The organism is Brevibacterium litoralis, from assembly GCF_040212315.1.
Lineage (GTDB): Bacteria > Actinomycetota > Actinomycetes > Actinomycetales > Brevibacteriaceae > Brevibacterium > Brevibacterium litoralis.
The window spans coordinates 26090-38179 of the sequence record NZ_JBDIUY010000011.1 but is presented as its reverse complement, the minus strand read 5'-3'; the positions used below and the strand labels follow the sequence as shown (position 1 = coordinate 38179).

The window sequence follows — 12090 nt, the reverse complement described above, 5'->3', positions numbered from 1 at the left end:
GCCGGCGCGGCGCTCACACCACCGGGGGCAGCACGATCTCGTGGAGTCCCGGGGTGCCCGCGGCCACCGCGGCGCGCACGGCGTCCGCATCCCGCAGACGGGAGTAGGGCCAGTCGTAGGCACGGGCGAGTTCGTCGAAATGACGCCCGTGCGGGGTCGCGAAGAACCGTGAGAAGTACGGTGCCAGGTGGTCCTGCCCGTGTTCGAGTCCCGCGAAGATCCGGCCCCCGTCGTCGTTGAGGACGAAGATCTGGACGTGCGGGAGCGCCTCGCCGGTCCCGCGCAGGAGCCCCCCGACGTCGTGGAGCATCGCGAGGTCCCCGATGAGCAGACGCACCGGTGCCGCATCCTGTTCGGCACCCCCGTCGATCCCCGCGGCCGCCATCGCCGCCTGGTCCGGTCCACCGGCGGCGTCCCCGTCACCGTCGACATAGGCGTGGTCGTCCCCGGCCGCCGCGCGCAGACCGGCAGCGAAACCGATCGCGGTCGACACGAGCCCGTCGATCCCCGCCAGCCCGCGTGAGGCGTGCACCGTCGCGAGTTCCGTCCGCTCCGCGGCGGCGAGCGCGTGCGCCTCGGGGTACACCTCGTCCAGGTACCGCACCGCCGAGGAACTCGCCACGTACAGGTGTCCCCCGCCGAGCAGGAGTTCCCGCGCGGTGGCCCGGGCGAGCGCCTCGTCCGCGGCGGGATCGGCATCCGTCTCCGTCGAGCGTGCGCGTTCCCGGTCGGTCCGGTCCGCGGCGGCCCGTGCACCCGCCTGCTGCCAGCGTTCCAGCCAGGCATCCGCGTCCGGTGCGGGTTCCGGCATCACCTGGGCGACCGTCATGAGGTCCCGCGGGTCGACGAGGTCGAGGTCGTCCTGCACGTGGTGGACGCGCACGTCCTCGCGGGCCAGGAGCTTCGCATCCGGGCGGAAGAGCGTCGGCTTGCCGAGGACGACGACATCGGTGATCTCGGAGGCCAGGTCCGCCTCGGTGGCGAGCACCTGCGCGTGGTGGGCCACCGCGTTCTGCGCGCCGACGAGCGGGGAGGACGGCTCGGCGAGCACCGGCACGCGGTACCGCAGGCTCAGTCCCATGAGCGCGCCGGCCGTGTGCCCGGCCTGGTCCCCGGCGAGCACGACCGCGCGTCCTGCACCACCCCGACCGGCGAGCGCGGGCACGACCACGGCCGCGAAGTCCTGCGCGAGCGGCACCGTGGGCCGCACGGCAGCCCGCGCCGCGGCCACCCGGTCCGCACCGTCCCACCAGGTCAGACCGGTGGTCGGGGTCTCCAGGTCACCGGCGTCCGGGACCAGCGGCACGTCGAACTGGACGTTGAGCTGCACCGGCCCGGACAGTGCCCGCCCTCCGAACGCCGCCGAGGCGCCCTGCACCACCCCACGCGCCGCGCCGGCTCCGGCCGCGGCGTCGGCACCCGGTGTGCGGGGCGCCTCGGCGGCGTCCGCGGCCTCGGCCACACCGCGTCCGGCCACCTCGCCGAGGGAGTCCCGGACCGGGTTGCCGGTGGCGGCGCCCACGGCCACGTCGACGGCCCGGGCGACGGCGGGTGCCTCGCTCGCGGGACCCGTGGTGGGCACGTCGAGGCGGGCGCGGACGTCGCTGAGGACGCCGGCCTGGTCGTCGATCGTCTGGTTCGCGCCGGTGCCGCGCAGGCGGGCGGGGCGGTCGGCGGTGAGGGCCACGAGCGGCAGGTGCGCGTAGGAGGCCTCGAGGACGGCCGGGTGGAGGTTCGCGACGGCGGACCCGGAGGTCGTGACGACGGCGACCGGGCGTTCGACGCCGACGACCCGCAGACCCTTGGCGATCCCGAGGGCCAGGAAGGCCGCGTCCCGTTCGTCGACGCGGACGTGGACGTCCATGACGCCGGCCTCGGCCAGCTGCGCGAGGGCGTAGGTGAGCGGCGCGGAACGGGAACCGGGGGCGACCACGACGTCGCGGACGCCGTGGGCCAGGAGCGTGGTGAGCAGGGTGCGGGCGGTGGCCGTCGAAGGATTCATCACCCCACAGATTACGGCCCGTCGTCACCCGGAGTTCACCCGGATTCCCTACCCTGGCGGCGATCTCGGCCACAGTGACCCACCCACGTGAGAACCGGAAGGCCCCGCACTGAAGAAGCGCAGACTGCTCATGTCCGTCGGTGCCCGCGCCGTCGCCTCGTTCACCGCCGCCCGCAGCCGGGCCGGTGCGCTCCCCGGGCGGGACCAGACGCTCGCGTTCCTCGGGCCCGAGCCGACCGGGGACGAAGCGGCGCACTTCCACGTGCGGGAGAAACGCAAGCTCTCGGGACGGCTGCGCGAGTTCTTCGTCCACTCCCCTGCGCTGGGCCGGACCGTCGGCGTCCGCGTGCTGCTGCCCGGCGTGCCCTCCGAGGTCGCGGACGTCGTCTACCTCTTCCACGGCGGGGGCGACGACTTCCGGTCGTGGACCGACCTGGGCGACGCCGAGGCGCTCACCGCCGACTCCCCCTACCTCGTCGTCATGCCCGACGCCGGTGCCGCGAGCTACTCCCACCACACCTTCCCCGGCGCGGACCTCGACTGGCCGCGGTTCCACACCGAGGAGCTCCCGGCCTTCATCGACGACCGGTACTTCGTGAACCCCGAGCGTGACGGGCAGATCCTCGCCGGGCTGTCGATGGGTGGCTACGCGGCCGTGAAGTACGCGGCCCAGCACCCCGACCAGTACTGCGCGGCGGCCGCCTTCTCCTCCCCCTTCGACACCCTGGCCGCCGTTCCCCTCTTCGACATCATCACGCTGCGGGAGGGCGGCCCCGCACGGTCCCTGTTCGGCGACCCCCGGCGGGACTCGGGCGAGTGGCTGGCCCAGTCCCCCGTCGCACTCGCGGAGAACCTGGCGGACACCGACCTGTGGTTCAGCGCCGGCTCCGGTGATCCCGACCCCGACGAGGAGGACGCGAGCGCCGACGTCCTCGAGGCGATGGTCCACCACCACGGGGAGAGGCTGCACGAACGCCTCACCGAACTGCGCATCCCGCACCGGTGGCACCCGCGTGCCACCGGTGGCCACTCGTGGGCGACCTGGCAGCGGGAGCTCGCCGCCTGGCTGGACGGGTTGCCGGCGCGGTTGATGGAACGGGCGGGAACCTCGGGGTCGGGTGGTGGGAGAGGGCCTGCTGCGGGTGGTGGGAGAGGGCCTGCGGCGGGTGGTGGGAATTGGCCCGCGGACGGGGTGGGTGACGGCGCACCCTTCTCGTTCACCACCGGCGAGCCCGTCTTCTCCGTCCACGGCTGGGACGTGGCGATCTCGCGGCGGCGGGCCCAACTGGTGACGTTCGCCGAGGTGACGCCCTCGGGTTTCACGTTGAACGGGGCGGGCACGTTCCGGGTGTCGACGCCGCCACTGTTCCCGCCGGAGGGGACGTTCCGGATCACGGTCGATTCGCCGCTGGGCGGCAACGTACACGACATCCGGGCCGACGAGAACGGGCGCCTGCACATCACCGGGCGGATGGCCGGCGCGCTCCATGACCCGATCGTGCCGGGCCGGCGCACGCGGCATTTCCGGACCTGGGGCCAGGAGGAGAGGACGCAGGTCCGGATCGAACCGGTCTCCGTGCCGGCACCCGGGACACCGGCTCCGGTGCGAAGGGCCGCTCCCGCCGCCGAGGCGCGCTCCTCCCCCGACACCACCGACGGGGCCGACCACGACGGGCTTCCGGTTGAGGGCACGTTCCCGGTCCAGGGCACCGATAGGATTCGACCCGACCGGTGACGAAAGGCCCGTGCGGCCCCGCCGGTCGTCGCGACGAGGACGAGGCACGGACAGGACGGCGGGCACGTGGGCGAGAACGGACGGAACGCGTCGCTGCGGTCGGTCGGATCGGGACTCCGCATCGGGTCGGTCCTGTTGCTCATCAACCCGAAGTCGCTCACTCCCTTGCAGGCGCGACTGCACGCGGCCTCGCTCGGGTCCCATGTCGAGGACGCATTGCCGGACGCCGACATCACGATCGTCGAGTCGGAATCGCTCGCTCACGCGGTCGAGACGGTCGCGGAGTTCGGGGAGCGGGTCGTGGGAGAGAACGTGGCCGGCGAGTCCCTCGTGATCCTCTACGGCGGGGACGGATTCATCGGGGCGATGGCCCATCACGTGCGGATGACCGGCGCACTCCTGTTGCCGCTGTCCGGCGGTCGGGGCAATGACATCGTGCGATGGTTCGGTCTGGGCATGTCGCCGGAGAAGGCGCTGAGGAGGTTGGGCGCCTCGGGCTACCGGGAGATCGGCGTGGACGTCCCGCGGGTGACGTGCGGCGACGGGTCGGTGCACCACTTCCTGTCGACGTGCACGATCGGCTTCGAGGGCGCCGCCCTGCACCACGCGGAGGTCCTCGGCGAGCGCGGTGTCCGACTGGGCCGGTGGAGCTACGTGGCCGGTGGCATCCGTGCGGTCCTCCACCGCACGTCCCCACGGTTCCGGGTGTCCATGCGAGCGGCGTCCACGCGGCTCGGGCGCCTGTCGACCGCGGAGGACGGATCGCAGGGCCCCGATCGGTCACGTGCCTTCCACGGCTGGGTCGCGACGGTGTGCAACACGGGGGTCTACGGGGGCGGACTGTGGACCTGCCCTGGTGCCGATGCCGGTGACGGTGCGCTCGACGTCCTCACCATCGGCGAGATCGGGATCCCCCGGGCGCTCCAGTGGTTCGCAGGTGCCCTCGCACGGGTCCGTCCCATGATCCGCGGCGTCGATCAGACCCGCACGCGCACGGTGAGGATCGACGCCGACCCCCGTGACGTCCCGGAGACCCGCGTCTGGGCCGACGGCGAACCCCTGGGTCCCCTCCCCGCCCACGTGGAGGTCGAGGAGGACCTCCCCCAGCTACGCCTCCTCGTCCCCTGACTTCCAGTGGGGAAGGAGTGGCGTTTCCGGCCCGCCGTCACGCCACTCCTTCCCCACTGGAGTTCGGGGAGGGCTCGAGCCACTGGTGTGTGTCGGGATGGGAACGGGGACGGAGGGGCTCGGGCGCCTCGGCGGACTAGATTCCTTGTCGGAATCCGCCCGTTCGGCACCCGCCGACCACCTCCCAGGCGTCATCATGAAGCGCCTACGCACCTACGCCCTTCCCGTCCTCGCACTCGGTGCGGCCGCTGCACTCGCCGCGTGCTCGTCCCCGGCCACCACCACGGCCGAGGGCGGTGACACCTCGGCCGAGCAGGGTGCCGGGAGCGGCGCCGAGTCCGGCGACGGGGCCGCCGAGGAGGCCGCAGGTGGGTCCGGCTCGACCTACGAGCTCAGCTCGGAGGACCTCGCGACCTTCCTCACAGACCAGGGCTTCGAGTCCGCCGGAGACGCCGGTGACCTGACCCAGCAGGCGATGGAAGGACTCGCCGATGCGGAGATCGACCCCGCCGAGTGTGGTGACCTCGCGACGGCTCTCGCACCCACGGACCACACCGCGATGGCTGCCGGTGCGAACGTGCAGTCCGGCTCCGGCGCCGCCGCCATGGTCTTCTCCGATGCCGCCACGGCACAGGCGGCGATCGACGCACAGAACGAGATGGTGCAGACCTGCCCCGAGTTCACGGCCACCGTCCAGGGCATGACGACCTCCGCGCAGAACGCCGGCTTCGAGGCGAGCATCGACGGCGCCGACGCCTCGACGGGTATCGAGCAGACGATGGAGATCGACGGGGTCCCGCCGGTCACCACCCACACGGTCGCCGTGGCCGTCGGCAACGTCGTCCTCACGACGAACGGACTGTCGGGCGATACCGACGCGGTGACCTCCGCGGCCCAGGACCTCACGACCGCCTTCGTCGAGGCGCACGGCTGATCAAACGCAAGGCACAACTCCAGGGAAGGATGCGTGGCTATTCCGCGAGTGGAATAGCCACGCATCCCTTACAGCGAATCTGAGCCAGGAACCTCTAAATTCCAGAGTGATAGCCCTCGGTAATGTCACCTGCGATGAGATTCAGGACGGCCGACTGCGCACCTCGGTACGACCCCATGGCAATCATGGCATCTTCTGCGCCAGAATCCACCGTTTGCGACAGACCGGCAATATCAATTCTGTGTTTTACTCGGCGATCTTCCGAAACCTCAAAAGACACAGTCAGGGAACCCTCACTGAGTTCAACGTCGCCCGAACGTTCAAGCTTCTCCACGAGACGCCCTGCAAGCACATAGTCCATCGCGGAAGGAATCCTTGACTCCAATTAAATCTCCCTTGTATTTCGACATATCGAATTCTGCACAATTGCTCAGCAAGCTACGTCAATAAACAGATCCCCAACAGGCTCTTAAACACTCGCCTCAGGGGCGCGTAAAATGGAAATGACGACAACAGCGACTGCACTGGCAGGTGTTATCCGAGTCACTTCTGTGGTGATGAACTAATACCTCCAAGACTGCCCTGTCAACGTAGCTTCCATAGAACGGTCGCCCCTCACAGACCGGCGCGCAGGTGCGCCCAGCACTCCCCGAGTCGCGCGTGCCACCACTCCTCACGATCGGATGTGGCCCGGAGTGACGCGAGCGCCGCCTCGTCCGGGGAACGGCGCCCCACCGGGAGTTCTCCTCCCACTGCACGCAGACGTCCCTCCCCCGCGCAGACCTCGTCGACAAAGAGGCTGCTCGTCCCCAGCCCCGCGGCCGGAGGAGAGGCGAAACCCTCGGGCACCGGCAGGGCCGCGGCGAGTGCCGTCCCCGCGCTCAGGCCCACCGAGCTGTCGAGCGCGGAGGACACCGTGACCGGCAGGCCAGTCCCCTCCGCGACGGCGAGCGCAGCGGCCACTCCCCCGAGGGGCTGGACCTTCACGACGATCACGTCGGCCGCACCCAGCTCCTTCACCCGATAGGGGTCCTCCGCCTTCCGGATCGACTCGTCCGCGGCGATCCGGACCGGCAGACCTTCCGCCGCGATCCAGTCGCGCAGGTCCGCGAGTCCTTCGACCGGCATGACCGGCTGCTCGACGTACTGGAGGTCGAACTCCGCGAAGGCCCGCAGCGCCTGCCGGGCCTCCTCTCCAGTCGCGTACTTCCCGTTGGCGTCGAGACGGAGGGACGCCTCGGGCGCGGACCGGCGGACGGCACGGATACGGTCGAGGTCGTCCGGCAGCGAGTCCAGGCCGTCCTCGGCGACCTTGATCTTGAACGTGCCTACGCCGTCGTAGCGAGCGAGGACGGCGGGCACCGAGGCTGCGGGACAGGCGGGGACGGTGCCGTTGACGGGCACGGACCCATACCGCGGCGCGGGAGGTTCCGTCACGGCGTACTCGACGGCGGCGGCGAGCCAGCGGGACGCCTCGGGCGCGGCGTATTCGAGGAAGGGCGAGAACTCCGCCCACCCGGCGGGCCCGTGCACCAGCATCGCCTCGCGGGTCGTGATGCCGCGGAACCGGGTGACCATCGGCAGGGAGACGACGGCGATGCGGTCGAAGACCTCCCGGGGGTCGGCGGCGGAGTCGAGGGCGGCACGGACGGGCGCGGCGAGGGGGACGACGGACCGGTCGGCGGGATGAGGGGCGGACGGGCGCATGGGGGCAGGCTACCGCTGTGATACTCCTGTTCCCATGCACTCCTCATCCCCACCCGAACCCGAGGGGTCCCTTCCCCGACCCGAGGGAGCCGCGCCCGAGGGAGCCGCGCCCGAGGGAGCCGCGCCCGAGGGAGCCGCGCCCGAGGCGTCCTGGCGCCGCGGCTGGATCCTCGGGATCACCCACGGGGCGGCGGCCTTCGTCCTGGCGCTCACCTACGGGACCTACGCCGCCTCCGTCGGGATCCCCGCCTGGGTCGCGCTCCTCATGTCGCTCCTCGTCTTCTCCGGGACCGCACAGTTCGCCTTCGCCACGACACTGGCCGGTGGCGGCGGGTTCCCCGCGGCGGTCGGGAGCGCGGCGCTCATCAACGTGCGGTTCCTGCCGATGGCGGCGAACGCGACGACCGCCCTGCGCGGTGGACCCCTGCGGCGCGCTCTCGAGGCGCAGCTGACCCTCGACGTGTCGTGGGCGGCCGGGCAACGGGCCGACGGGACCGTGGACCGCGCGATCTTCATGCCCTCCGCGCTCGTCCAGTTCCCCTGCTGGCTCGCCGGCACCGCGATCGGTGCGTTCTTCGCCCCCGACGCCGAGGTGCTCCGCGCCACCGGCCTCGACGTGGTCTTCCCGGCGTTCTTCGCGATGATGCTCGCGATGGCGGTGAAGAAGCGGCCGGAACTGCGGTTGCCGGTCGGGTTGTGCGTAGTCGTCACTCTCGCGGCACTCGCATTCCTGCCCTCGGGCACGGCCTTGCTGGTCGGTAGCCTGCCGGGGCTCCTGTGGGGTGCGATGCGGAAGCTGCCACCCGCCGGTGGAGCGGGCCGGGAGACGGTGGTGAAGTCATGAGAGGTCGAGTGATGACAGATCTGCTCACCGGTGCCGAAGCCACGTCGACAGCAATTGCGATCGGACCGACCATCCCCATCTGGCCACTGCTCATCAGCGTGTTGCTGCTCGGTGTCCTCAACTTCGTGTACAAGTCCGCCGGGCCGGTGCTGCTCGGTGGTCGCGAGCTTCCACCCCGCCTCACCCGGGCGATCGACGGCATGGGCCAGGGACTGCTCGCCGCGCTCGTGATGAACGTGCTCATCGGGCACCGCGGGACGAGTTTCGATCTCACGCTCGCACCCGGGGTGGTCGTCGCGGTCGTCCTGCGGTGGATGCGGGTCAACGACCTGGTGTGCATCCTCGTGGCGGTCCTGCTCACCGCCGGTACCCGCGCCGTGCTGGGGTGACCGTCGAGAAGGCACATGTCGTCGGATCCGAGCCCGCAATCCGACGACATGTGCCTTCTCGACGGACTGACACCCGTGCCGCCGTCGACATCACACCGTGTGGATCTTGAGACCCTGCGGCCTGCGATGGGATGATGGGGACATGCATCTGGTCTGGACGAGGATCCGGGACCGCCACTGACGGCGGACCGCATACCTCGAAACCCCGTATCGCTCCGCCGTTCCCGGTGACCTCACCGGACGGCGTTCCGTCGTGCCCGCGCTCAATCGCTCATTCCGATCCGCTCACGCAGAGCCATCCGCGCCGCACACGTCGCCCGGTTCCACTTCCACGGAACGGACCCTTTTCCATGCGTACCCACGCAGACCACACCCATCCGGCCTCCGGCCACCCGGCTGACCCGACCACCACCACTCCCGCCGCTCACGAGGTGCCGACCGCGGCACCCACCCAGGCACCCTCCGCGTTCCCCGACCCCGGCATCCCGGCCGGTGACGCCGCACAGATCCGCGTCACCGACCTGACACTCAGCAGGGGCGGGCGGACGCTCGTCGAAGGCCTCGACCTCGTCATCGGCCCCCGCACCCGGTTGGCCCTCGTCGGTGAGAACGGCCGGGGCAAGACGACCCTGCTCCACGCGATCGCAGGGCTCACCACCCCCGACTCCGGCACCATCAGCCGGGTCGGTTCCCTCACCCTCGCCCGCCAGGCGATGGACGCCGCCGACGGCACCACCGTGGGGGATCTCATCGCCCAGGCGCTCGCACCGAGCGTGCTCGCGCTCTCCGAGCTCGACGGCGCCTCGGCCGCGCTCGCGGAACAGGCACCCGGCGCAGAGGACCGGTTCGCCGCCGCACTCGACGCGGCGACCGTCCTCGACGCCTGGGATGCCGAGCGGCGAGTCGACCTGGCACTCGAAGCCCTCGGCGCCTGCACGGACCGGGCCCGGTGCCTGAACACCCTCTCCGTCGGACAGCGCTATCGCGTGCGCCTGGCGACCGTCCTCGGTGCGCACCACGACATGTTGTTGCTCGACGAACCGACCAACCACCTCGACGCCGCGGGTCTCGAGTTCCTCACCCGCAGCATCCGCGAGCACTGCGGCGGGGTCGTCCTCGTGAGCCACGACCGGACTCTGCTCGCCGATGTCGGGCACGAGTTCCTCGACCTCGACCCGGCTGCCGACGGCCGCCCGCACCTGTACGCGGGCGGGTATTCCACCTGGCAGGAGGGCCGCCGCCGCGCCCGGGAGACCTGGGAACAGGACCACGCGGCGCAGGTGGCCGAACGCGCGCGCCTGCAGCAGTCCGTCGACGAGGCGCAGAGCCGCCTGTCCACCGGCTGGCGTCCGGAGAAGGGCTCGCCCAAGCACGGCCGTCAGTCCCGGCAACCGGGGGTCGTCCAGGCGCTCAACCGCAAGCGCGAACAGTTGGAGGCCCACCGCATCACGGTGCCCACCCCTCCGCTCACCTTCCGGATGCCCGCGGCGGCTCCCGGCACCGGCGCACCGACCGTGGTCCGCGCGGAGGGCGTGACGGTCGCCGGGCGCCTGCACTCCCCCACCGCTCTCGAGGTGCCCGCCGGTGGAAAACTTCTGGTGACGGGGCCGAACGGGGCGGGGAAGTCGACACTGCTCGCAGTCCTTGCAGGGTCCCTGGAACCGACGACCGGCGAGGTGCGCCGCAGTTCCGACGCCCGGATCCACGTCATCGGGCAGGAGGAACCGGTGTGGCCGGCAGACAGGACCGCGCACCGGGTCTTCACCGATCACGTGGCGGCCGCCGTCTCCGCAGGTGAGGTTTCCGGGTCCGAGGTCGTGGGACTCGGGAGCCTGGGACTTCTCGACGCCGAGGCGCAACGGACCCCGGCGGCCCGCCTGTCCCAGGGTCAACAGAAGCGGTTGGCCCTCGCGATGGCACTGGCGGTGCGGCCGCGTACCCTGCTCGTCGACGAGCCGACCAACCACCTCGCGCCGCTGCTCGTCGAGGAGCTGATCGCGGCCCTCCGGGAGTGGGACGGGGCGGTCGTGCTCGCCACCCACGACCGGCAGGTGCTCCGCGATCTGGCCGACTGGGAGCAGCTCACGATCGGATGAATGCGATCGAGCGTACGGTCAGTGGCGTTCCGGATGTCCGGACACGCCACTGACCGTACGCTCGATCGCGTGGGCCGAAGGCTCAGGTCAGAAAAACTCGGATCAGGTCAGATCCGGCGTCTCCCACAGGTTGAGCTTGGTGCCGATGCCCAGCTCGACGGCCTTCTCGTAGCAGGTGAGGCCCCAGGCGACGTCCTCGACGCCCATGCCGCCGACCGAGAACAGCACCGGCTGCTCGGGGAACTCGCGCGCGGTGTCCGTGCCGTCGAAGATGTCACCGACGTTCACCACGGTGTCCGGGTCGAGCTTGCCGGAGGTGATGAGGTCCTGCCAGTACAGACCGATCATGCCGAAGGCGGTCTCGTGGCAGGGGAACTCGTACTCCTCGCCCCATGCCTCGTAGATCTTCTTCGCGTCGGCGACCAGACGGGCCTTGCCGGACAGCGTGTACTCCTCGTCCATCTTGAGGTTCGCCGGCAGGCTGAGGAACGCGCCGGGCTTGATCCAGTCGCCGTCGATGTACGGGTAGTTCTCGGAGCCGACCAGACCGGTGACCGCCTCGGAGACGATGTCCATGTCCCGCACCGCACCCTCGACAGTGTCGACGATCGTGATGGTCGTGAACTGCGGGTAGTTCTCCTTCACGAACTCCGCGAACTTCTCCGAGGTCACCCGGCGACGCCCGTGGATGTGGATCGTGTCGAGGCTCGGCCGTGCGGTCGTCATGGCGTGCAGCGCGGACTTGTTCATCGCACCGGGGCCGATGATGCCCAGCGTCTTCGCGTTCTCCGGCGCGAGCTTGCGGGCGGCGGCACCGGGCACGGCGGCGGTGCGGTAGGCACTCTCCAGGTTGCCGGACATGATCGCGAAGGGTGCGCCCGTCGTCTTGTCGTTGAGCGTGATCGTGTGGATCGAGCGCGGCAGGCCCTGGTCCCGGTTGTCGACGTTCGAGCCGTACCACTTGACACCGGCAGTCTCGAAGCGTCCGCCCAGGTAGGCCACCATCGCCATGAACCGGCGGTCGGGGCCGTTGAGCGGCATCCCCGGGAACGGCGAGGAGTCGGGGAAGCTCATCTGCGCACCGTGGCTGTTCCAGTTGCTGCCGGCCATCCGGTAGTCACCCTTCGCCACGAGCACGAGGGTCTCCTCCATCACGTCGATGCAGCCGGCCATGTCCTTCACACCGGCCTCGATCATCTCGGGCTCGGACAGGTACAGCATGTCGATACGCGTGTCGGTGGTCATGGGTCCTCCT

Annotated in this window: 10 protein-coding genes; 6 read left to right on the top strand and 4 right to left on the bottom strand. The window is 70.8% G+C overall.

Annotation, left to right across the window (positions count from 1 at the left end):
- Positions 1 to 13: 13 nt before the first annotated feature.
- Positions 14 to 2002, bottom strand: coding sequence for a thiamine pyrophosphate-binding protein (locus tag AAD496_RS03680; protein ID WP_349827290.1), 1989 nt, complete (start codon positions 2000 to 2002; stop codon positions 14 to 16).
- 130 nt (positions 2003 to 2132) lie between these two features.
- On the opposite strand from AAD496_RS03680, the gene AAD496_RS03675 reads away from it, so the two are divergent.
- The 3 genes from AAD496_RS03675 to AAD496_RS03665 all read left to right on the top strand — a co-directional run bounded on the left by AAD496_RS03675 (position 2133) and on the right by AAD496_RS03665 (position 5799).
- Complete coding sequence (locus AAD496_RS03675; protein ID WP_349827289.1) at positions 2133 to 3737, top strand: alpha/beta hydrolase; 1605 nt, start codon at positions 2133 to 2135, stop codon at positions 3735 to 3737.
- A gap of 66 nt (positions 3738 to 3803) precedes the next feature.
- Positions 3804 to 4865, top strand: coding sequence for a diacylglycerol/lipid kinase family protein (locus AAD496_RS03670; RefSeq protein WP_349827288.1), 1062 nt, complete (start codon positions 3804 to 3806; stop codon positions 4863 to 4865).
- 196 nt (positions 4866 to 5061) lie between these two features.
- Entirely contained in the window at positions 5062 to 5799 is a 738-nt protein-coding gene (locus AAD496_RS03665; RefSeq protein ID WP_349827287.1) for a hypothetical protein, read from the top strand.
- A gap of 94 nt (positions 5800 to 5893) precedes the next feature.
- Here the strand turns inward: AAD496_RS03665 and AAD496_RS03660 are convergent, their stop codons facing one another.
- Together AAD496_RS03660 and AAD496_RS03655 are read right to left on the bottom strand one after the other, a co-directional pair.
- Complete coding sequence (locus tag AAD496_RS03660) at positions 5894 to 6160, bottom strand: hypothetical protein (RefSeq protein ID WP_349827286.1); 267 nt, start codon at positions 6158 to 6160, stop codon at positions 5894 to 5896.
- Positions 6161 to 6414: 254 nt separating this feature from the next.
- Positions 6415 to 7506, bottom strand: coding sequence for an o-succinylbenzoate synthase (locus AAD496_RS03655; protein ID WP_349827285.1), 1092 nt, complete (start codon positions 7504 to 7506; stop codon positions 6415 to 6417).
- Positions 7507 to 7540: 34 nt separating this feature from the next.
- On the opposite strand from AAD496_RS03655, the gene AAD496_RS03650 reads away from it, so the two are divergent.
- The 3 genes from AAD496_RS03650 (at position 7541) to AAD496_RS03640 (ending at position 10835) form a co-directional block, all read left to right on the top strand.
- Positions 7541 to 8350, top strand: a complete 810-nt coding sequence (locus tag AAD496_RS03650) for an AzlC family ABC transporter permease (protein WP_349827284.1) — start codon at positions 7541 to 7543, stop codon at positions 8348 to 8350.
- An 11-nt stretch (positions 8351 to 8361) separates the two neighbouring features.
- Positions 8362 to 8739 (top strand): AzlD domain-containing protein, encoded by a 378-nt coding sequence (locus tag AAD496_RS03645; RefSeq protein WP_349827283.1) that lies wholly within the window; start codon positions 8362 to 8364, stop codon positions 8737 to 8739.
- 350 nt (positions 8740 to 9089) lie between these two features.
- Positions 9090 to 10835 carry an ABC-F family ATP-binding cassette domain-containing protein gene (locus tag AAD496_RS03640; RefSeq protein WP_349827282.1) on the top strand — a complete coding sequence of 582 codons (1746 nt, stop codon included), beginning with the start codon at positions 9090 to 9092 and terminating at the stop codon, positions 10833 to 10835.
- A gap of 102 nt (positions 10836 to 10937) precedes the next feature.
- Here the strand turns inward: AAD496_RS03640 and AAD496_RS03635 are convergent, their stop codons facing one another.
- Entirely contained in the window at positions 10938 to 12080 is a 1143-nt protein-coding gene (locus AAD496_RS03635) for a tyramine oxidase subunit B (RefSeq protein WP_349827281.1), read from the bottom strand.
- Between the last annotated feature and the right edge of the window lie 10 nt (positions 12081 to 12090).